Genomic DNA, 20,965 nt, shown 5'->3' on the forward strand with positions numbered 1-20,965 from the left:
CACATGATCGCCACCCCCGGCCAAACACATCCACCCACCCGGGCGTTTGCTTGGCCGGGCCTGCGGTTTTCGGGTGGCCGGTTGTTGTTGCTGCGCCTGGTGGGGTTCGGAGTGGTTGGTGGCCGGGGTAGGCCGCGTGGCGCGTGGGTCAGGGCAGCAGGAGGAGTTTGCCGGTGGTGCGCCTGCCCTCCAGGTCCGCGTGTGCCCGGGCCGCGTCGGCCAGGGGGTAGCGGTGGCCGATCCGGATGTCGAGGGTGCCCGCTGTGATCGCGGTGAACAGGTCGCCGGTGCGCCACCGCAGTTCGTCCGGTGTGGCGATGTGGTGGGCCAGCGTGGGGCGGGTGAGGAAGACCGAACCCGCGTGGTTGAGCCGCTGCGGGTCGACCGGGGGGACCGGGCCGCTGGAGGCGCCGAACAGGGCCAGTGTTCCGCGTGGGCGCAGGACCGACAGGCTTCCGTCGAACGTGGTCTTGCCCACCCCGTCGTAGACCGCCGCGACACCCTCGCCGCCGGTCAGGTCCCGGGTGCGGGTGGTGAAGTCCTCCTCGGTGTAGCGGATGACCTCGTCGGCGCCCGCGGCGCGGGCCAGGTCCGCCTTCTCCTCGGTGGACACCGTGGCGATCACCCGGCCGCCGCGGGCCTTGGCCAGTTGCACCAGCAGCAGGCCGACCCCGCCCGCCGCCGCGTGCACGAGCACCGTGTCGCCTGGTCGGACCGGGTGGGTGGAGGTGACCAGGTAGTGGGCGGTGAGGCCCTGGAGCATCGCCGCGGCAGCGGTCTCGTCGTCGACGCCCTCGGGCACCGGGACCACCGCGGTGGCGGGGACCACGGCCTGCTCGGCGTACCCGCCCAGTGGACCCGCCCAGGCGACCCGGTCCCCGACGGCCACGCCGGTGACCCCGTCGCCCACGGCCGTCACCGTGCCCGCGCCCTCCTGGCCGAGGACGAACGGGCAGGGGATCGGGTACAGGCCGGAGCGCTGGTAGGTGTCGATGAAGTTCACCCCGGCCGCCGCGACGGCCACCAGCACCTCGCCCGGGCCGGGGGAGCGCTCGTCCACCTCGGTGTGGCGCAGGACCTCCGGGCCACCGTTCTCGGTCACCAGCACGGCCTTCGGCACGGTTTTGCTCCTCTCGGGACGGGTGTTCATCACGCCGGGCGAACTCCGCCCGCCCCGCCCAGGATGCTCCAGTGGCCCCGCTCACGGTCGACAGGTGGCCCGGTCGCGCAGGGCCTACGCTCTGTCGGGTGGCTGACGAGAAGACCGCTGACGACAAGACCGCCGACCGCGCGCCCTCGGTGCCGCCGAAGGCCGTGAAGGCCGCCGCCGCCTTCGTGGCCAGGCACGGCAAGCCCGCCCGCGCCGTGGTCGAGAACATCGGCCGCAAGGGCGCCCGCGTGGTCCTGGTCGGCCACGACGGCGCCATGGGCGACGTGCTCGTCCCCAGCCCCGCGCTGGGCGAGCGGCTCATCGAGAAGGTCAGGGACCTCGAAGCCGCCGAATGGGACCGCGAGACCGTCGAGGCGGCCAAGATCGGGCACGCGCACCGCGTCAAGATGGGCGGCCGCGCCCGCGGCTGAGTCGAACGCCCGGCTCGGGCGGCGCTGCGGAGGGCGCGCCCGAGCCGTTCGATCCGCGTGGCGCGGCCACCCGTGACTTCGCCGAGTTCCCGCTGCTCAGCTGCGGGTGACCAGGACCCGGTCTGATCCCGGGCGCACCAGCGGGCGCTCGCGCGTCCCGTCCCACAGGCTGGCCGTGGCCGCGATGACCGCCGTGGCGCCGAGGACGTGCAGCGACACCAGCAACTCCGGGACACCGGTCCAGTACTGCACGAAGCCCAGCGCCCCCTGGGCCAGCACCACCGCGATCAGCACCGTGAACCGCCGCCACAGCACCGGGGGAGTGCCCGCGTCGGTTTTGATCATCACGCCGACGGCGATCAGGATGCCCAGGTACAGGAACAGGAACGCGGCGTGCACGTGGGCCAGCGTGTCCACCGGCAGTGCCAGCCGGGGGGTGTCGGGGTCGCCCGCGTGCGGGCCCGCGCCGGTCACCATCGTGCCGACGGCCAGCAGGCCCACCAGGACCACGACCATCACCGGGAACAGCCCGCGCAGCGCCGCCGGGCCGCGGTGCACCGCGGGGCCGTCGCCCTGTTCGATCGCGTGCAGGAGCAGCGTGGCCAGCCACACCATCACCGCCGAGGCGAGGAAGTGCACCGCGACGGTCCACCAGAGCAGGTCGAAGCGGACCGTCAGGCCGCCGATGATCGCCTGCACGACCACGCCCGCGGGCATGATGAAGCCGAGGCGCACGTAGCGGCGGCGGCGCGGGCGGTCGAGGTAGGCCAGGGCGAACGCGGCGAAGGCGATGATGCCCACCACCCCGGTCAGCAGCCGGTTGCCGAACTCGATCCACTGGTTCAGCGCGGCCAGCTCGGGGTGCTCGACCGGGACCATGCTGCCGGGCTGGCACTGCGGCCAAGTGCTGCACCCGAGGCCGGAGCCGGTGACCCGCACGACCGACCCGGTCACGGCGATCAGCGCCTGGGTGATCAGCACCCCGACCGCCACCGTGCGCTGCGTGCGCACACTCGCCCCGGGGAGCCGATCGATGCGGTTCTTCAGTGTCTCCAGCGCCACGGGCCGATGGTAAGCGCGGGTGGCTGAGAACCCGCCGATGGGCCGCTTTAGCGTGCCGTGGCTCTCATCGCCGGGTGAACCGTGAAAGTGTGTGCATCTTCGCGGAAGTGCTCCACGCAACGATCATGGCGGACTACACTGCGTCGTCGGAGGGCGAACTCCCCCATCGCCTTCCCGTGGGCTACCGCCGGACGGGTCACTCCCCCCACGACCCGTCCGGCGGTAGCGTTCCCCCAGGCGGGGTGAACATATACTCCGCCTGCGCAGGGTTTCAACAGTAGTGCAACGACCGGTGCTTGTTTTCGACAGGTGTCGAACACCATTCGCCGTGAGGTGGGGGAGATGGACCACGGGGATCTGGGGCTGTCCGCGAAGCTGAACCGCTTGGTGGCCACGGTCCACCCGGCCGGGCGGGGCCCGTTCACCAACGAGGAGATCGCCGCCTCGATCCGCACCGAGCAGTCGGTCGACATCTCGCACAGCGCGATCTCGGCCTGGCGCCGCGGCACCAGGGACAACCCGAGCTTCCGGCACCTGTCGGCGCTGGCCCGGTTCTTCGGCGTGCCGCTGGGCTACTTCTCCGACGACGCCGAGTCCGCCCGCGTCGACGAGCAGCTCGACCTGGTCGCCGCCTGGCGCGACGCGCAGGTGCGGGCGATCGCGATGCGCGCCGGGGAGCTGTCGGAGGCCGGGCGGGCGGCGATCCTGGAGATGGCCAACCGGGTGTGCGAGATCGAGCGCGCGCACGCGCGCCCGGAGCGCAGGCCCGAGAGCGGGAAGCCCGAGCTGAGGTGAGGGCACCGCGACGGCGCGGCGGCAGCGCGGCGGTGGCACCGTGAGGGGCCTGGCCGAGCACCGCAGGCTGCGCAGGCGGGTGCGGGAACTGCTGGCCGAGGTCGGCGTGCCGCGGCCGTGGGACCTGGGGGAGTTCTGCGCCAGGGTCGCCGCGCACCGCGGCAGGCCGATCCACGTGCTGCCGATGGTCATGCCCCCGGGCGCCCCGGACGGCGCCTGGCTCAGCGGCCCCACGGTCGACCTCATCGTGCACGACGCCGACAGCCCACCGCTGCGCGCCGAGCACATCGTCTGCCACGAGCTGGGCCACATCCTGCTCGGCCACGGCGGCACCGGCCTGGGTCCGGAACTCACCCCGGACGTGTCCCCGGACCTGCTGCGCCGCATGGGCGTGCTGCACCGCGCGGGCTACGACGACGTCATGGAGCAGCAGGCCGAGGTGGCCGCGTCGCTGATCTGGCGCCTGGCCGACCGCAGGCTCGTCCCCGACCGGCGGGCCCTCGACCCCACCGAGGCCGCCGTGGTCGACCGGTTCGCCGAGGTCATGGAACGCCGCGCCGACGGGGGCGGCGGTGTCGGCTGAGGCACTGCACCTGGCGGTGATCGCGGTCGTCGGCCTCGCCGTCGCCTACAAGGCCGCCGACCTGCTGCGCGCCCCGCGACCGGGCCACTGGGCGCTGTGGTCGGCCCTGCTGGCCCTGCTGCTCGCCCTGGCGGTGGGCCTGCGCACCGTGGGCGGCGTGCTCGACGCGGTCCTGCCCGGCGCGGGCTGGATCGTGCAGCACGAACTGGTAGTCGGCGGCACCTTCGCGTTGCAGGCGTTCTTCGTGCACTCCACCCACCCGCCCCACCGCGTGCCCGCCGCCCTCCGGTCCCGGGCCGCGCTGACCGGCACCGGGATGGTCGTGCTGTTCGCGGCCTGGCTGGTCGCGGCCCTGGTCGAATCCCCGGACTGGAGCCGGGTCGACTGGGGGCGGCAACCGTGGACGTCGGCGGCGAACCTGCTGTTCGTCCTGGGCGTGGCCGGGTGCCTGCTGGTCAACGCCCGGCTCACCGCCCACTGGGCCCGCATCGCCGACCGCCGCTGGCTGCGCCGGGGCCTCTGGCTGCTCACCACCGGCGGCTGGTGCTGCGTCGCCTGGGCGGGCCACCGCGCCTGCTTCATCCTCGGCGGCCGCTTCGGCACCCCACCGCCGTGGAAGCAGACCTTCCCCGAACTGACCATGCTCGCCATCGGCCTGAGCACGGCGATCGTCGGCATCACCCTCCCCGCCTGGGGGCCCCGGGTCGACGCCGCCCGCACCTGGCTCGCCCACTACCGCTCCTACCGCCGCCTCACCCCGCTCTGGCACGCCCTGCGCACCGCCACCCCCACCATCGAACTGCGCTCACCCACCCCGTGGTGGCACATGGAATACCGCCTCTACCGCCGGGTCATCGAGATCTGGGACGGCCGAGCCGCCCTGCGCCCCTACCGCGACCCGACCCCGGGTGAACTGTCCGCCACCGCCGAGGCGGAATCCCTTCGAGCCGCCCTGCGCGCCAAGCTCGACGGTGCCGACCCCCACCCCACCCCGGCCCCGGAAACCCACCGGGGCACAACAGACCTCGCCGCCGAGGTCGGCTGGCTGGAGTCGGTCGCCGCGGCGGGGAACTGGCGCTCCCCGATCTTGTCATAGTCAGTTGATCGGTATATGCAACCGGTATGGCTGATGAGGCGGTGCGGGAACCGACGTTCCTGATCATGACGGCGCTCGCCGACCGGGAGCAGCACGGCTACGGAATCCTGCTCGACGTCGAGGCGATCTCCGGGGGCCGGGTGAAGCTGCGGGCGGGAACGCTCTACGCGGCGTTGGACCGGCTGGCGTCGAACGGCTGGGTGGCCGTCGACCGGGAGGAGGTCGTCGACGGGCGGTTGCGCCGCTACTACCGGCTGACCGACGAGGGGGCGACCCGGTTGCGGGCCGAGGTGGACCGGGTACGGGCGCACACCCGCGCGGCGGCGAGCAGGCTGCGGCTGCGGCAGGCGGGGGGAACGGCGTGAGCGACCTCGAACGCCGCTACCGGCGCCTGCTCGCCCTCTACCCCCGCGACCACCGCGAACGCCGGGGCGAGGAGATGCTCGCCGTCCTCCTGGAGAGCGCCGACCCCGGGTGGCGCGAGTCCGCCGACCTGGTCCGGGGCGCCCTCCGCCTGCACCTGCGCCGCGCGTTCGCCCTCGACGGCGGTGTGGACCCCCGCGACGTCCTGGCCGTCGTCAGCCTCCTCGCGCCGGTCGCCGTGCTCGCCGGGGCGACGACCGCCGTGCACGAGGTGGCCTGGTGGGTGCGCAACGACGCCCTCGGAGACCTGTCCTGGACCCAGCAGGTCCCCGACGCCCCGGTCTGGGCGATCTGGCTGCTCACCGCCGTGCTCAGCGCTTTCGGGCTCCGCCGGGCCGCCGCCGCGGGCGCCTGGCTGGGCGCGATCGGCTTCCTGGTCCTGTCCGTCGACCCGCACTGGATTCCGGCCCCCCACGCGGGCTCCACCCTCCTCGGGCTGCTGACCGCGATCTCCCTGACCTGGTCGCCCGGGCCCCGGAGCGGTCGGGAACGCGTGGGTGGGGCCGGGGTCCCGATCGTGGCCGCCGCCGTCGTCGCGCACGTCGCGGTGGGCACCCTCGCCCACGGATCGCCGTCGGTGGAGTTCGTCGAACTGGCCGTCCTCGCGGTGGGCGCGCTCTTCGCCTGTGGAGCGGGATCGCGTGTCGGCCGCCGGGCCGCGCTGGTGCTGGTGCTGCCCGTCGCGACCGCCCTGCTGACCGCCGTTGTGCAGGACGTGTCGGGCCGCCTGCCCGACATCGCCCAGTACGCACTCCTCTACGGGCTGCCGCTGGTGGTGCTGGTGCTGCTCGGTGCGATGCCCCGCAGCGTCAAGCGGCGGACGGGGCGGTGACCACCGGAGTGCAGCCGCCGCCGTCGAGGTCGGCCTAGACCAGTTTGGTCGTGCGGGCGGCGGCGACCCCGCCCACCGCACCCCACACCGCCAACGTCACCCACACCCACCACGACGGCGTGACCCCGTCGACCAGAGCCTGCGTGAACCCCTCCGTCAACGCCCCGGAAGGCAGCAACCGCACCACAGCGGCCATCCCGCCGGGCAACGCGTCCACCCGCAGCACGATCCCGCCGGCCAGCAGCAGCACGAACCAGATCACGTTGGCCAGCGCCAGCACGACCTCCGCCTTGAGCGCGCCCCCCAGCAGCACCCCCAGCGCCCCGAAGGTCAGCGTCCCCAGCACCACCAGCAGCACCGTCCACCCCAGACCCGCCGCCGACGGCGACCAGCCCAGCGCCAGCGCCACCGCGCCCAGCACCACGAGCTGCACCGCCACGACCGCCAGCGCCGCCGCGACCCGCCCGGCCACCAGCAGCCAGCGCGGCAGCGCCGTCGCCGCGAGCCGCTTGAGCACGCCGTAGCGGCGGTCGAAGCCCAGGGCGATGGCCTGCCCGGTGAACGCCGAGGACATGATCGCCAGGGCGAACACCCGCGGGGTCACCGAGTCGACCCGCGGGGCGGGCATGGTGATGACGTCGAGCAGGCTCAGGCCGACCAGCAGCGCCAGCGGGATGAGCAGCGTCAGCAGCACCTGCTCGCCGTTGCGCAGCGTCAGCACCGCCTCGGTGCGCGCGTGGACCAGCAGCATCCGCCCGGTCCGGCCGCGGCCGGGTGCGGGGGTGAAGGTGCCCGCGGGGAAGGTCACGACCGCAGCTCCCGTCCGGTCAGCTCCAGGAACACGTCCTCCAGGCTGCGCCGACCGACGTTCAGCTCCTCGGCCAGCACCCCCTGCTGGGCGCACCACGCGGTCACCGTCGAGACCACCTGCGGGTCGACGGTCCCGGTGACGAGGTAGCCGCCCGCGGTGGGCTCGGTGACCCGGCAGCCCTCCGGCAGCGCGGCCAGCAGCAGCGCGGTGTCCATGCCCGACTTGGCGCGGAACCGCAGCCGCTGGTCGTCGGGGCGTTCGGCGGTCAGCTCGCCGGGGGTGCCGTCGGCCACCACCCGGCCGTGGTCGATGATCACCACCCGGTCGGCCAGCGCCTCGGCCTCCTCCATCAGGTGGGTGGTGAGCAGCACGCTGACGCCGTCCGCGCGCAGCGCCGCGACCAGGTCCCACACCAGGCGCCGGGCCTGCGGGTCCATCCCCGCGGTGGGCTCGTCGAGGAACACCAGCTCCGGGCGGCCGACCAGGGCGCAGGCCAGCGACAGCCGCTGCTGCTGCCCGCCGGAGAGCCGCTTGTACGGGGTCTTCACCGCGCCGGACAGGCCCAGCACGTCGATCAGCCAGGCGGGGTCGAGCGGGTTCGCCGCGCACGCGGCGACCAGGTCCAGCATCTCCGCCGCCCGCACCCCGGGGTAGGCGCCGCCGCCCTGGGGCATCACGCCGATCCGGGGGCGCAGCGCCGCCGCGTCGGCGACCGGGTCGAGGCCGAGCACCCGCACGGTGCCCGAGTCCGCCCGCAGGAAGCCCTCGCAGGTCTCCACCGTGGTCGTCTTGCCCGCGCCGTTGGGGCCGAGCAGCCCCAGGACCGCGCCGCGCTCGACCCGCAGCGACAGACCGTCCACGGCTGTGGTGGACCCGTATCTCTTGACCAGGTCGGACACCTCGACGGCGGGGGCGCTCACGACTGTGCAGCCTAGGGCGTGGTTGCCGTCACCCGCCGCCCGGGCAGCCACTCGCCGCGCGGAATCCGCCTGCGGACCACCACCACGGCGATCACCGTCACCACGACGGCGCCGATGATGGCGTAGGGCAGCACGAACACCCGGCCGTCGAAGGTCTGCCCGGTCGGCGCCAGCGCGACCGCCAGCCCGGCGCTGATGATCGTGGCCGCGGTGCGGAACTTGGTGTTGCCCGCCGCCGCGGCCAGCGGCACCGCCGCCCACAGCAGGTACCAGGGCTGCACGGTGGCGCCGAGGACCAGCACCGCGCCCATCCCGACGCCGAGGCCGGTCAGCGGGCGCAGCCGCCAGCGGAACGAGTCCAGCAGCAGCTTCGCCGCCAGCAGCGGCCCGAGGACCCCGCCGACGGCCCGGCTGACGGTGATCGCCGCCTCGATGTGGTTGCCCAGGCCCAGCAGCACGCCCAGCCCGCCCGCGCCGAAGCCGAGCGCGGTCATCGGCGCCATCCAGCTCTTGATCGTCGAGGCGGTGTTCAGGGTGGCCACCCAGCCGTAGCCCAGGCCGCTGCCGAACGAGCAGGCGCTGAGCACCACGGCGAACACCACGAACAGCCCGCCCGCCGTGGCGAACAGGTGCGACCACCGGCCGCCCACCCGTCGGGCGATCATCACCCCGAGGAAGCCCAGGGCCAGCGCCGCCGGGATCTTCACCGCCGCGCCGAGGGTGATCACCGCCGCGCCGATCGCGTACCAGAGCAGTTCGCCGCGTTGCCACGGCGGGAACGGCCCGTCCGGGGTCACCCTGGGCATGTTGCGCAGCGCCAGCTCGAACCCGACGAGCATCAGCCCGATCGCCAGCGCCTCGTTGTGCACGCCGACGACCAGGTGGAACAGCACCAGCGGGTTGGCCGCGCCCAGCCACAGCGCGCTGACCGGGCTCACCCCGAACCGGCGGGCCAGCCGGGGCAGCGACCACACGATCATCGCCAGCCCCACCAGCGCGATCAGCCGGTGCGCGGCCACGCCCATCACCACGTGGTCCCCGGTGAGCCAGCTCACCGCCTTGCCCAGGGTCAGGAACAGCGGCCCGTACGGCGACGGGGTCTCCCGCCACATCGTCGGCACGCCCAGGGTCAGCGGGTTGTTCAGCCCGAGCGCCTGCGCCGGGCCGACGGTGTACGGGTCCTGACCGAGGTTCACGATCTCGCTCTGCGCCAGGTAGCTGTAGACGTCGCGGCTGAAGCTGGGCACGGTGAACACCAGCGGGGTGATCCACATCGCCAGGGTGCGGCCCATCTGCGGCACCGACACCGCCCGCGCCCGCCCCGGCCGCGACAGCCGTCCCAGCGCCAGCCAGGCCAGCACGATCATGAACACGCCGGTGAACGCGAACGCCAGCGCCACCGTCGTCATCCGGCTGAACAGGCCCAGCACCGGCAGCCGGAACACCGGGTTGAACACCGGGGCCGCGCCCGCGCCGAGCGAACCGATGGTCAGCAGCAGCGAGCCCACCGTGCCGAACCGGCGCACCGTGTCCAGTTGCGCGCGCTCCACCCGGTCCAGCGGTGCCGATTCCCCCGGTGCGCGACCGCGCTCCGCCTGCTCCTGCGTGTCCGCTGCCACCACGTGGCGAAGGGTAGCGGGGTGGCCGCGGCGGTGAAGCCGGTCACGCGATCGGGGGGTGCCTTTGCGGGCCTCCAGGAAATAAGACACACTTGTGTTGTGAAAAAGACCGAACCAGCTCCACCAGCACCGGGGGTGACCGTCCCCGGTCCCGTCGGCGCAGGTCAGCAGGTCGACGGTCGCACCAGGCACGGTGTGGCCCGACTGCTGCTGGAGCGCGGGGAGGTCACGGCGGCCGCGATCGCCGAGGCGCTGGGGCTGAGCCCGACCGCCGTCCGCAGGCACCTGGACGCCCTGGTCGCCGACGGGGAGGCGTACACCCGCGACGCACCCCGCCGCGGTCAGCGGGGCCGCGGACGCCCGGCCAAGCTCTTCCTGCTGACCGAGTCCGGGCGCGCCCGGTTCGGCCACGCCTACGACGACCTGGCGATCTCCGCCCTCCGGTTCCTCGCCGAGTCCGGCGGGGAGCAGGCGGTGCGGGCGTTCGCCGAGCGCCGGGTGGCCACCCTGGTCGACCCGCACCGCGAGGCCGTCACCGCGATCGCCGACCCCGCGGCCCGCGCCGAGGCCCTGGCCACGGCGCTGACCCGCGAGGGCTACGCCGCCTCGACGCGCAGCGTCGGCATCGGTGAGCAGCTCTGCCAGCACCACTGCCCGGTCGCGCACGTGGCTGCGGAGTTCCCGCAGCTCTGCGAGGTCGAGACGGCGGTGTTCGCGGACCTGCTCGGTACGCACGTGCAGCGGTTGGCGACCATCGCCAACGGCGACGCGGCGTGCACCACGCACGTCCCGCACGTGCCCGACCAGCAGCGCGCGCGGCGCACCACAGCTCGAGAAGTTCCGGATGGAGGGAAGTCCCTATGACTGCCGCTGCCGAGCAGCGAACCACCACAGCGACCCCGATGACCCAGGAGCAGACCCTGGACTCGCTCGGGCGCTACGAGTACGGCTGGGCCGACTCGGACTTCGCTGGCGCGAGCGCCAAGCGCGGCCTCTCGGAAGCCGTCGTGCGGGACATCTCCGCGAAGAAGAGCGAACCGGCGTGGATGCTCGAGTCGCGCCTCAAGGCGCTGCGCCTGTTCGACAAGAAGCCGATGCCGACCTGGGGTTCGGACCTCTCCGGGATCGACTTCGACAACATCAAGTACTTCGTGCGCTCCACCGAGAAGCAGGCCGCGAGCTGGGAGGACCTGCCCCAGGACATCAAGAACACCTACGACAAGCTGGGCATCCCGGAGGCGGAGAAGGCCCGCCTGGTCTCCGGTGTCGCCGCCCAGTACGAGTCCGAGGTGGTCTACCACAAGATCAACGAGGAACTCGAGAAGCAGGGTGTCATCTTCCTCGACACCGACACCGCGCTGCGCGAGCACCCGGAGCTGTTCGAGGAGTACTACGGCTCGGTGATCCCGCACGGGGACAACAAGTTCTCCGCGCTCAACGGCGCCACCTGGTCCGGCGGCTCGTTCATCTACGTCCCCAAGGGCGTGCACGTCGAGATCCCGCTGCAGGCCTACTTCCGGATCAACACCGAGAACATGGGCCAGTTCGAGCGCACGCTGATCATCGTCGACGAGGGCGCCTACGTGCACTACGTCGAGGGCTGCACCGCGCCGATCTACTCCTCGGACTCGCTGCACTCCGCGGTCGTGGAGATCATCGTCAAGAAGGGCGGCCGCTGCCGCTACACGACCATCCAGAACTGGTCGAACAACGTCTACAACCTGGTCACCAAGCGCGCCAAGGCCGAAGAGGGCGCGACCATGGAGTGGATCGACGGCAACATCGGCTCCAAGGTCACCATGAAGTACCCGGCCGTGTTCCTGATGGGCGAGCACGCCAAGGGCGAGGTCCTCTCCATCGCCTTCGCGGGCGAGGGCCAGCACCAGGACGCGGGTGCCAAGATGGTCCACATGGCACCGCACACGTCCTCGACGATCATCTCCAAGTCGGTGGCGCGCGGCGGCGGCCGGACCTCCTACCGCGGCCTGGTCCAGGTCAACAAGCGGGCGCACCACTCGAAGTCCACGGTCAAGTGCGACGCGCTGCTGGTCGACCAGATCAGCCGCTCGGACACCTACCCCTACGTCGACATCCGCGAGGACGACGTGGCGATGGGCCACGAGGCCACCGTGTCCAAGGTCAGCGACGACCAGTTGTTCTACCTGATGTCGCGCGGCCTGACCGAGGACGAGGCCATGGCGATGATCGTGCGCGGGTTCGTCGAGCCCATCGCGCGCGAACTCCCCATGGAGTACGCCCTCGAACTGAACCGTCTCATCGAGCTCCAGATGGAAGGAGCGGTCGGCTGATGTCGGCAGCACAGCCCGCGGTCATCGAGAACACCGCGGCCAAGCCCCACTCCCACGGGGCTGTTGTCCCGGAGTCCTCCCGGGCCGAGTGGTTCACCTCCTACGACGTCAACGCGTTCGAGGTGCCCACCGGCCGGGAGGAGATCTGGCGCTTCACCCCGATGAAGCGGCTCGCCGGACTGCACACCGGTGCCGCGGCGACCGGCTCCGCGTCGATCGCGGTCGACACCCCGGCCGAGGTGACCCACGAGGTGGTCGGTCGCGACGACGCCCGCCTCGGCGCGGGCGGTGTCCCGGCCGACCGGATCGCCGCGCAGGCCTACAGCTCGTTCACCGAGGCCACCGTGCTGACCGTGACCAAGGAGTCCGTCGCCTCCGCGCCGGTCTCGGTCACGATCACCGGCCCCGGTGCGGGCCAGGTCGCCTACGGGCACCTCCAGGTGCGCGCGGAGCAGTTCGCCGAGGCCACCGTCGTGCTCGACCACCGGGGTTCCGGGGTCTACGCCGACAACGTGGAGTTCGTCCTCGCCGACGGCGCCAAGCTCACCGTGGTGTCCATCCAGGACTGGGCCGACGACGCCGTGCACGTCTCCGCGCACCACGCGCAGATCGGTCGCGACGCCGTGCTCAAGCACACCGTGGTCACCCTGGGCGGCGACGTCGTGCGGGTCTCGCCGACCGCGAAGTTCGCCGACAAGGGCGCCGAGGTCGACCTGTCCGGTGTGTACTTCGCCGACGCGGGCCAGCACTTCGAGCACCGCACCTTCGTCGACCACAACCAGGCGAACTGCACGTCGAACGTGACGTACAAGGGCGCGTTGCAGGGTGAGGGCGCGCACACGGTGTGGATCGGCGACGTGCTCATCCGCGCGGTCGCCGAGGACACCCAGACCTACGAGCTCAACCGCAACCTGCTGCTGACCGACGGGTGCCGCGCCGACTCGGTGCCGAACCTGGAGATCGAGACCGGCGAGATCGTCTCGGCGGGCCACGCCAGCGCGACCGGCCGCTTCGACGACGAGCAGCTCTTCTACCTGCAGGCCCGCGGCATCCCCGAGGGCCAGGCCCGGCGCCTGGTCGTGCGCGGCTTCTTCCACGAGCTGATCCACAAGATCGCCGTCCCCGAGGTGCGCGAGCGCCTGGAAGCGGCGATCGAGGCGGAGCTGGAAGCCGTCGGCGCATGATCCGCGCCGACGTACTCCCCGCCGCGGAGGCGAGATGAGCAGGGCGTGTGCGTTGACCGACCTCGACGACAGCAAGCCGTTCGCCGTCGAGGTCGACGACGTGCCCGTGGTGCTGGTGCGCCGGGGCGAGCAGGTGCACGCGCTGCGCGACTCGTGCAGCCACGCCGAGGTGTCGCTGTCGGAGGGCGAGCTGACCCGCAAGGGCCTGGAGTGCTGGCTGCACGGGTCGTGCTTCGACCTGCGCACCGGCGCACCGTCCTCCCCACCGGCCACCGACCCGGTCGAGGTCTTCCCGGTCACCGTGAACGGTGACGACGTCCTGGTCGACGTGACGACCACCCTGAACTGAACCACCACTGGAGAGATGAAGAGAATGGCCACCCTGGAGATCAAGGACCTGCACGTCTCGGTCGCCACCGAGGACGGTCCCAAGGAGATCCTCAAGGGCGTCGACCTCACCGTGAAGGCGGGCGAGACGCACGCGATCATGGGCCCCAACGGGTCCGGCAAGTCGACGCTGTCCTACGCGGTCGCGGGCCACCCCAAGTACGAGGTGACCTCCGGCACGATCACCCTCGACGGCGAGGACGTGCTCGCCATGTCCGTCGACGAGCGCGCCCGCGCTGGCCTGTTCCTGGCCATGCAGTACCCGGTCGAGGTCCCCGGCGTGTCGATGTCGAACTTCCTGCGCACCGCCGCCACCGCGGTCCGCGGCGAGGCCCCCAAGCTGCGGACCTGGGTCAAGGAGGTCAAGCAGCAGATGGGCGAGCTGGAGATCGACCCGGCCTTCTCCGAGCGCTCGGTCAACGAGGGCTTCTCCGGCGGTGAGAAGAAGCGCCACGAGATCCTGCAGCTCGCGCTGCTCCAGCCGAAGATCGCCATCCTGGACGAGACCGACTCCGGCCTCGACGTCGACGCGCTGCGCGTGGTGTCCGACGGCGTGAACCGGTACAAGGCCTCCGGGGAGACCGGTGTGCTGCTGATCACGCACTACACCCGCATCCTGCGCCACATCACCCCGGACTTCGTGCACGTCTTCGCCGGTGGGCGCATCGTCGAGTCCGGCGGCGCCGAGCTGGCCGACGTCCTGGAGAACGAGGGCTACGTCAAGTACGCCGCGATCCAGGAAGCCACGACCGCCTCCTGACGTTGCACCCGGCAGACACCCGAACTGACAGACAAGGAGGTGCCGGTCAGGTGACCACCACAGTCTCCGCACCGCTGGACGTCGACGCCCTCCGCGCCGACTTCCCGATCCTGGGCCGCACCGTCCGCGAGGGCAAGCGCCTGGTGTACCTGGACTCCGGCGCCACCTCGCAGCGACCGAGGCAGGTCCTCGACGCCGAGCGCGAGTTCCTCGAGCAGCACAACTCGGCGGTCCACCGCGGCGCGCACCAGCTCGCCGAGGAGGCCACCGACGCCTACGAGGCCGCCAGGGCGCGCATCGCCGCGTTCGTCGGCACCGACGCCGACGAGCTGGTGTTCACCAAGAACGCCACCGAGGGCGTCAACCTGGTCGCCTACGCCATGGGCAACGCGGCCACCTCCGGGCCGGAGGCCGCGCGGTTCGCCCTCGGCCCCGGCGACGAGATCGTCACCACCGAGATGGAGCACCACGCGAACCTGGTGCCCTGGCAGCAGCTCGCGCAGCGCACCGGGGCGACCCTGCGCTGGTTCCCGGTGACCGACGAGGGCAGGCTCGACCTGTCCGACCTCGACGGGATCGTCAACGAGCGCACGAAGCTGGTGGCGTTCACCCACCAGTCGAACGTGCTCGGCACGGTCAACCCGCCCGCGCCGATCGTCGCGCGGGCCAAGGCCGTGGGCGCGCTCACGCTGCTCGACGCCTGCCAGTCGGTGCCGCACCAGCCGGTCGACCTGCGGGCACTGGACGTGGACTTCGCGGTCTTCTCCAGCCACAAGATGCTCGGCCCGTACGGTCTCGGCGTGCTCTACGGGCGCCGCGAGCTGCTGGCCGCGCTGCCGCCGTTCCTGACCGGCGGCTCGATGATCGAGACGGTCCGGATGGAGGCCAGCACCTTCGCCGCGCCGCCGCAGCGGTTCGAGGCGGGCACGCCGATGACCTCGCAGGCGGTGGCCCTCGGCGCGGCCGTGGACTACCTGTCCGCGCTGGGCATGGCGGAGGTCTCCCGGCACGAGCACGACCTGACCCTGGCGACCCTGGCCGGTCTGGCCGAGATCCCGGGCATCCGGGTCCTCGGCCCGGGGCTGGACCCGGCGGGTGCGGTGACCGACCGGGGCGGGGCCGTGGCGTTCGTCGTCGACGGGGTGCACCCGCACGACGTCGGGCAGGTCCTCGACGACCAGGGCGTGGCCGTGCGGGTGGGCCACCACTGCGCGTGGCCGCTGCACCGGCGCCTGGGCGTCCCGGCGTCCGTGCGGGCCAGCTTCTACGTCTACAACGACCTCGCCGACGTCGAGGCGTTCCTCGCCGGGGTGCGCGAGGTCCAGCGGTTCTTCGGGGTGGTCTAGGTGCAGTTGGAGTCGCTGTACCAGGAGATCATCCTGGACCACTACAAGAACCCGCACGGCCGCGGCCTGCGCGACCCGTTCGACGCCGAGTCCTTCCAGGTCAACCCGACCTGCGGGGACGAGGTCACGCTGCGGGTCAAGCTCGACGGCGAGCGGGTCGCCGACGTCTCCTACGACGGGCAGGGCTGCTCGATCAGCCAGGCCTCGACGTCGGTGCTGACCGACCTGGTGGTCGGCAGGCCGGTGGGGGAGGCGTTCAAGAAGCTCGACGCGTTCGTGGAACTGATGCAGGGGCGCGGCAAGGTCGAGCCGGACGAGGACGTGCTGGAGGACGGCATCGCCTTCGCCGGTGTGGCCAAGTACCCGGCGCGCGTGAAGTGCGCGCTGCTGGGCTGGATGGCGTTCAAGGACGCGGTCGTCCGCGCCGAAGGGGAGGGTCGAGCATGACCGAGCAGAGCACGCAGGACACGGTGCCCGGGGTCTCCGCCGAGGAGGTCGTGCGCGGCGCCGCCGGGATGACCGACCAGGTCGCCGCCCCGCGCGCCGACGTGGCCTCGGTGGAGGACGTCGAGGAGGCCATGCGCGACGTGGTCGACCCCGAGGTCGGCATCAACGTCGTCGACCTGGGCCTGGTGTACGACATCCGGGTCGAGGACGACAACACCGCCACCCTGGACATGACGCTGACCTCGGCCGCGTGCCCGCTCAGCGACGTGATCGAGGAGCAGACCCGGGTCGCGCTGAGCGGGTCCGGGGTCGTCGACGACTTCCGGATCAACTGGATCTGGATGCCGCCGTGGGGCCCGGAGAAGATCACCGACGACGGGCGCGAGCAGTTGCGCGCCCTCGGGTTCACCGTCTGACGGAAAAAGCCCCGGGCAGGCCCCGGGGCTTTTCTCACACCTTCAATATCGACCATAATCTATTCACTATAAAGATATCCAGGTCCTCGGATCGGCGGGGAGCCTCCGGGGTGGGGCACAGTCGGAATCCACATGGGGGAGTGGGAGGGTGAAGCGCTGCGCGGGAAGCAAAGGAAGCGGCCGCCGCGCGGATTGCCTCTTTGTGACAAAAGGTGTCCCGCCGGTGGGGTGACCCGTTCGTCGGCGGACGACAGGTTCGGACCAGTCCGGCCGACCCGGTGGCAGCCGTGATCGACTTCTGTTCCCATGGGGTCGTGCCCAGACCCACTCGTGACGAACTCGCCGCCGCCCACGACCGCACCATCCCCGACGTCCTCGCCCCCGACCTGGACGTCCTGTTCTGTGGCATCAACCCCGGCCTGTACTCCGGTTTCACCGGCCACCACTTCGCCCGGCCGGGCAACCGCTTCTGGCCCGCCCTGCACGCCTCCGGCTTCACCCCCCGGCTGCTGCGGCCCGCCGAGCAGGAGGAGCTGACCTCGTTCGGCCTGGGGCTGACCAACCTGGTGGCGCGGGCGACCGCGCGCGCCGACGAACTGTCCGACGAGGAACTGCGCGCGGGCGGGCAGCGGCTGGTCGAGGTGGTCCGGCAGTACCGGCCCGGGATGCTGGCCGTGGTCGGGATCACCGCCTACCGCACGGCCTTCGGCGTGCCCAAGGCGACGATCGGCCGCCAGGGCACCACGATCGGCGACGCGGGGGTCTGGGTGCTGCCGAACCCGAGCGGGCTCAACGCCCACTACCAGTTGGAGGCGCTGGCGGCGGAGTTCAGGCTGCTCCGCGAAGCGCTGCGCTGAACCCGCCCACCGCCATCGCCGCCCGCAACCGCCACGGCACCCCCCGGAACAGCTCGGTCATCGCCCTGGTCGTCCCCGCGACGTCCTCCCGCCCGGTCAGGTACGGCAGGCGCACCTCGGTGGGCAGCGCGAAGAAGGCGTCGAAGAACTCCGGCAGCGCGGCGGCGGGCAGCGACCGCAGCACCCGGGCGCCGTGCGCGCGCAGGGCGTGCACGGCCCGGGCCGCCGGTGTCCACACCACGTCCCGGCCCGTCCCGCCCGCGGCGATCGCGTCGGCCAGCCGGGGCGCCACCGCGAGGGAATCGGCGACGCTGTAGCCGGTGGCCGGGTGGACCATGCCCGCGGCGGCGCCGATGGCGGCGGTCCGGGGCCGGGGGAGGTCCATGGGGAAGCGGACGTTCTCCGCCGCGGTCGCGGCCCCGGGGTCCACCCCGGCGGCGCGCAGCCGGGCGATCAGCCGCTGCCGCAACCGCTCCACGGGCACACCGGGCTTGGCGACGAGGGAGGTCTCCTCCACGAGGGTCCGTCCTCCCGGGAGCGGGACGGCGTAGAGGAAGGTGGCCAGGCCGTCCTGTGTGGACCAGTCGTCCATGAAGATCGCCTGCCCCGGCGGCACCAGATCAGCGACCGCCTCGGCGGGGAACACCAGTCCGTGGGCGGTCTGCTCCGCGCGGTGGCCGCCGGGCCGTCCACCCGAGAGCACCCGCAGCGCGCCGCTGGCGTCCACCGCGACCCGGCACGCCAGGCGCCGCCCGGACGCGAGCACCACCGTGGACCCGCGCGGCCCGTGGTCGGCCGAGGCGACCCGGTCGGCGATCGGGGTCACGGACCCGCGCGCGTAAGCGGCCTGCGTGGCGGCGTTGTCGAGCACGACGTACCCCTGGTCGAGGAGCCGCCCGGCCGCGCGCACGCCGGTGGCGGCCGTCGTCGCGGCCCCGTCGGGCAGCACCGCGGCCTGCTCGGCCCACATCCCGTAGGTCGCGGGCCACGGGGTCAACGGAGCGGGCGCCACCAGCGCCACCTCCAGCCCGCGCCTGCCGCAGGCGTCGGCCACGGCCCACCCCGCCGGACCCGATCCCACCACCACGACGTCCATGCCCCGATCCGACCACACCCCGGCCGTCGCCGCCGATCCCACCCCGACCGCCGACCGTGACCTGTGGACGGATTCCGACCCGTGTCGGTGCCGCGCCCTAAGCTCTGCGGCATGTCCGAACCAGCCGACACCCCGGCCAGGGAAGCCCGCCGCGACCGCGGCGCGGGCGCGGCCGACCTCGCCACCAGCCCGTACCGCGCCGACCGCGACCGCATCGTCGCCTCGCCGTTCTTCGCCCGGCTGGGCGGGGTGACGCAGGTGGTCAGCGTCAGCGGGTCGGGCCTGCTGCACAACCGGCTCACCCACAGCCTCAAGGTGGCCCAGGTCGCCAGGGCCATCGCCGAGCGGCTGGCCGCCGACGCGGACCTGGTTCCGCTGCTGGACAAGCTGGGCGGCTGCGACCCGGACGTGGTGGAGGCCGCCGCGCTGGCGCACGACCTGGGGCACCCGCCGTTCGGGCACCTCGGCGAGCAGGTCCTCGACCGCATCGCCCGGCACCGCTTCGCCCTCCCCGACGGTTTCGAGGGCAACGCCCAGAGCTTCCGGATCATCACCACCACCGACACCCGGGGCCCCCGCGCCGCGGGCCTCGACCTCACCGCGGCGGTGCGCGCGGCGGTGCTCAAGTACCCGTGGGCCCGCCTGGCCGGGGCGCCGCCGCACCCCAGTGCCCTGCCCGACCCGCCCCGCGGCGCCGCCGAGCCCAAGGACGCCCCGGGCACGGGGTCGAGCAAGTTCTCCGTCTACGTCACCGAACTCGACGACCACGCGGGCGCCCGCCTCCCGTTCGCCGGTCGCATCCCCGACTGGCAGCAGACCGTCGAGGCCTCGGTGATGGACAACGCCGACGACATCGCCTACGCCATCCACGACCTGGAGGACTTCCACCGCATCGGCGTCCTGCAGCACGCCCCGGTCTCCGCCGAACTGGGCCAGTGGGAGGCCGACCGCGCGGGCTTCGCCGCCCTCGACGACGCAGCCCTGCGCTCCGACGAGCGCCGCCCCGGCCGCTCCCTGGAGGTCCTGCGCAGGCGCCTGCACGCCCGCGACAGTTGGATGGTCGACGACGACGCGTTCGGCGAGGCCGTGTCCAGGGTCCGGGCCGAGCTGGTCGACTCCCTCCTGGCCGTCCCCTTCGACGGCTCGGTCGACGCCGAACAGGCCTTCGGTCGCTTCTCCTCTGGCTGGACCGCGCGCCTGGTCGCCGGGATGCACGTGCTGCCCGACCCCCCGACCCGCTCCGGCCACGTCCTGCTCGGCCGCACCCAGTGGCACGAGGTCCAGGTCCTCAAGTTCGTGCACCGCCGCTTCGTCCTCCTCCGCCCCGACCTCGCCCTCTACCAGCGCGGCCAGGCCCGCCTCCTGACCAAGCTCGTCGAAGCCCTCGACCAGTGGCTCGACGACCGCTTCGAGGCCGACCGCCTCCCCCGCCGCCTCAACGACCTGGTGGAGCTGGCCCACGCCGAGTACAGCGCCCTGGCCGCCGACCACCCGGAAACCCTCATCGGCGCCACCGGCGAGGGTCCCGCGGGCCGCTCCGGCGTCCTGGCCCTGGCCAGGGGCCGGGCGGTCATCGACTTCGTCGCCTCCCTCACCGACACCCAGGCGGCCTCCCTCCTGGAGGCCCTGTCCGGCCGCACCGCCCAACCCTGGTCCGACACCTTCGTCCTCTGATCCACTCGCCAACGCCCTCGATACGGAGACCACACATCCCCGAGGCGCACCATGAGACATGGCCGACACCCCGAACCCCGGCCCCGAGCGGCCCGACCCCACCCCACCGCTCCCGGCCCCCACCCCCACCGAGCCCACCCCCACCCTGCCCGGCTCCAGCTCGCCCGCCGGCGCAGGCTCTGCCATGCCCGGCTCCAGCTCGCCCGGTGGTGCAGGCCCTGCCCTGCCCGGCTCTGCCGGGCGTGGCCCGGCCCAGCCGGACTCCGCTCAGCCCGATGCAGCCCGGAGCGGCACACCCGACCCCGGCTCCACCGCCCAGCAGGTGTTCCCCCCGGCCGCGGCACCGCCGATGATCGCGGCGACGGGCTCCAAGCCGCCGCGCACCGTCAGCCTCCTGGTCGCCGCCCTGCTCAGCGCGACCCTGCTGCTCGTCGGCGGCATCGCGGGCTTCGCCATCGGCGCCGCCGGTGACGACCACGGCAGGCACGGCGGCCACGCCCGCCACGAGCGCGGCCAGGACAACCGGGACCCCGGCGACCGCGGCCCCGGCCGCTTCGACCGCCCGGGTGATCGCGGCGGCCAGGGCCCGCCCCGACCGCCCCGCCAGGGCACCCCGACCGCCCCGCCCTCCACGGCCCCCAGCACCACCACCGGCTGACCCCCGCCCCGCCCGCAACGCTGCCGACTGCACCGCGAACCGCCGGCCCGGCTGTCGGCTACGCCGAACCCCACTGGCGCAGCCGCCGACCACCCCGAAACCGCCAGCC

Annotated in this window: 23 protein-coding genes; 17 read left to right on the top strand and 6 right to left on the bottom strand. The window is 73.0% G+C overall.

Translation table 11 applies throughout. The annotated features are described in order from the left end of the window. Positions 1-148: 148 nt before the first annotated feature. A complete protein-coding gene (locus tag UO65_RS00005; RefSeq protein WP_035277513.1) occupies positions 149-1,120 on the bottom strand; it encodes a quinone oxidoreductase family protein in 972 nt (323 codons plus the stop codon). Between the two features lie 179 nt (positions 1,121-1,299). Here UO65_RS00005 and UO65_RS00010 point away from each other — a divergent pair, with 179 nt between their 5' ends. Then, positions 1,300-1,581, top strand: a complete 282-nt coding sequence (locus UO65_RS00010) for a hypothetical protein (RefSeq protein WP_052020281.1) — start codon at positions 1,300-1,302, stop codon at positions 1,579-1,581. Positions 1,582-1,677: 96 nt separating this feature from the next. Here UO65_RS00010 and UO65_RS00015 read toward each other — a convergent pair whose 3' ends face one another. Then, entirely contained in the window at positions 1,678-2,643 is a 966-nt protein-coding gene (locus UO65_RS00015; protein ID WP_084175167.1) for a COX15/CtaA family protein, read from the bottom strand. A 342-nt stretch (positions 2,644-2,985) separates the two neighbouring features. Here UO65_RS00015 and UO65_RS00020 point away from each other — a divergent pair, with 342 nt between their 5' ends. The 5 genes from UO65_RS00020 to UO65_RS00040 are packed head-to-tail and all read left to right on the top strand — an operon-like array spanning position 2,986 to position 6,372. Next, positions 2,986-3,438, top strand: coding sequence for a helix-turn-helix domain-containing protein (locus UO65_RS00020; protein ID WP_035277516.1), 453 nt, complete (start codon positions 2,986-2,988; stop codon positions 3,436-3,438). A 40-nt stretch (positions 3,439-3,478) separates the two neighbouring features. Beyond that, on the top strand, positions 3,479-4,021 hold the full coding sequence (locus UO65_RS00025; RefSeq protein WP_052020276.1) for an ImmA/IrrE family metallo-endopeptidase: 543 nt from the start codon (positions 3,479-3,481) through the stop codon (positions 4,019-4,021). Beyond that, complete coding sequence (locus UO65_RS32880) at positions 4,011-5,117, top strand: MAB_1171c family putative transporter (RefSeq protein ID WP_052020278.1); 1,107 nt, start codon at positions 4,011-4,013, stop codon at positions 5,115-5,117. Before UO65_RS00025 ends, UO65_RS32880 begins: the two co-directional genes overlap by 11 nt. Positions 5,118-5,143: 26 nt before the next feature. Next, a complete protein-coding gene (locus UO65_RS00035) occupies positions 5,144-5,482 on the top strand; it encodes a PadR family transcriptional regulator (protein ID WP_035277517.1) in 339 nt (112 codons plus the stop codon). Beyond that, positions 5,479-6,372, top strand: coding sequence for a hypothetical protein (locus UO65_RS00040; protein ID WP_035277519.1), 894 nt, complete (start codon positions 5,479-5,481; stop codon positions 6,370-6,372). Before UO65_RS00035 ends, UO65_RS00040 begins: the two co-directional genes overlap by 4 nt. 34 nt (positions 6,373-6,406) lie before the next feature. Here UO65_RS00040 and UO65_RS00045 read toward each other — a convergent pair whose 3' ends face one another. Genes UO65_RS00045 through mptB form a run of 3 tightly spaced genes read right to left on the bottom strand, consistent with a single transcriptional unit; the run spans position 6,407 to position 9,725 of the window. Then, a complete protein-coding gene (locus UO65_RS00045) occupies positions 6,407-7,123 on the bottom strand; it encodes an ABC transporter permease (protein WP_084175170.1) in 717 nt (238 codons plus the stop codon). Between the two features lie 53 nt (positions 7,124-7,176). Beyond that, on the bottom strand, positions 7,177-8,103 hold the full coding sequence (locus tag UO65_RS00050) for an ABC transporter ATP-binding protein (RefSeq protein ID WP_035277546.1): 927 nt from the start codon (positions 8,101-8,103) through the stop codon (positions 7,177-7,179). Positions 8,104-8,114: 11 nt separating this feature from the next. Further along, entirely contained in the window at positions 8,115-9,725 is a 1,611-nt protein-coding gene (gene mptB, locus UO65_RS00055) for a polyprenol phosphomannose-dependent alpha 1,6 mannosyltransferase MptB (protein WP_035277523.1), read from the bottom strand. A gap of 132 nt (positions 9,726-9,857) precedes the next feature. Between mptB and UO65_RS00060 the strand changes: the two genes are divergently transcribed. The 9 genes from UO65_RS00060 (at position 9,858) to mug (ending at position 17,428) form a co-directional block, all read left to right on the top strand. Next, complete coding sequence (locus UO65_RS00060) at positions 9,858-10,586, top strand: helix-turn-helix transcriptional regulator (RefSeq protein ID WP_233427377.1); 729 nt, start codon at positions 9,858-9,860, stop codon at positions 10,584-10,586. A gap of 38 nt (positions 10,587-10,624) precedes the next feature. Continuing rightward, positions 10,625-12,031, top strand: coding sequence for a Fe-S cluster assembly protein SufB (sufB, locus tag UO65_RS00065; protein ID WP_411431342.1), 1,407 nt, complete (start codon positions 10,625-10,627; stop codon positions 12,029-12,031). Next, positions 12,031-13,215, top strand: coding sequence for a Fe-S cluster assembly protein SufD (gene sufD / locus UO65_RS00070; protein WP_035277527.1), 1,185 nt, complete (start codon positions 12,031-12,033; stop codon positions 13,213-13,215). The genes sufB and sufD overlap by 1 nt, the downstream gene beginning before the upstream one ends. Before the next feature lie 34 nt (positions 13,216-13,249). Then, entirely contained in the window at positions 13,250-13,564 is a 315-nt protein-coding gene (locus UO65_RS00075; RefSeq protein WP_035277529.1) for a non-heme iron oxygenase ferredoxin subunit, read from the top strand. A gap of 24 nt (positions 13,565-13,588) precedes the next feature. Continuing rightward, the gene (sufC, locus tag UO65_RS00080) at positions 13,589-14,362 is read left to right on the top strand and encodes a Fe-S cluster assembly ATPase SufC (RefSeq protein ID WP_035277531.1); all 774 of its coding nucleotides are present in this window, start codon (positions 13,589-13,591) and stop codon (positions 14,360-14,362) included. A gap of 50 nt (positions 14,363-14,412) precedes the next feature. Further along, entirely contained in the window at positions 14,413-15,708 is a 1,296-nt protein-coding gene (locus UO65_RS00085) for a cysteine desulfurase (RefSeq protein WP_035277532.1), read from the top strand. After that, positions 15,709-16,155, top strand: a complete 447-nt coding sequence (sufU, locus tag UO65_RS00090; protein ID WP_035277533.1) for a Fe-S cluster assembly sulfur transfer protein SufU — start codon at positions 15,709-15,711, stop codon at positions 16,153-16,155. It begins immediately after the preceding gene. Next, positions 16,152-16,571: a metal-sulfur cluster assembly factor gene (locus UO65_RS00095; protein ID WP_035277534.1), complete on the top strand. Its 420-nt coding sequence runs from the start codon at positions 16,152-16,154 to the stop codon at positions 16,569-16,571. Before sufU ends, UO65_RS00095 begins: the two co-directional genes overlap by 4 nt. Before the next feature lie 314 nt (positions 16,572-16,885). After that, positions 16,886-17,428 carry a G/U mismatch-specific DNA glycosylase gene (gene mug / locus UO65_RS00100; protein WP_035277535.1) on the top strand — a complete coding sequence of 181 codons (543 nt, stop codon included), beginning with the start codon at positions 16,886-16,888 and terminating at the stop codon, positions 17,426-17,428. On the opposite strand, the gene UO65_RS00105 is transcribed toward mug, so the two are convergent. Continuing rightward, the gene (locus UO65_RS00105; RefSeq protein ID WP_035277536.1) at positions 17,400-18,524 is read right to left on the bottom strand and encodes a lycopene cyclase family protein; all 1,125 of its coding nucleotides are present in this window, start codon (positions 18,522-18,524) and stop codon (positions 17,400-17,402) included. The two genes, mug and UO65_RS00105, sit on opposite strands and share 29 nt — an antisense overlap. Positions 18,525-18,635: 111 nt before the next feature. On the opposite strand from UO65_RS00105, the gene UO65_RS00110 reads away from it, so the two are divergent. Both UO65_RS00110 and UO65_RS36455 read left to right on the top strand, forming a co-directional pair. Next, on the top strand, positions 18,636-20,198 hold the full coding sequence (locus UO65_RS00110; RefSeq protein WP_035277537.1) for a deoxyguanosinetriphosphate triphosphohydrolase family protein: 1,563 nt from the start codon (positions 18,636-18,638) through the stop codon (positions 20,196-20,198). 349 nt (positions 20,199-20,547) lie between these two features. After that, positions 20,548-20,856, top strand: a complete 309-nt coding sequence (locus UO65_RS36455; protein WP_035277540.1) for a hypothetical protein — start codon at positions 20,548-20,550, stop codon at positions 20,854-20,856. The last annotated feature ends 109 nt before the right edge of the window (positions 20,857-20,965 follow it).

The organism is Actinokineospora spheciospongiae, from assembly GCF_000564855.1.
Taxonomy (GTDB): Bacteria; Actinomycetota; Actinomycetes; order Mycobacteriales; family Pseudonocardiaceae; genus Actinokineospora; species Actinokineospora spheciospongiae.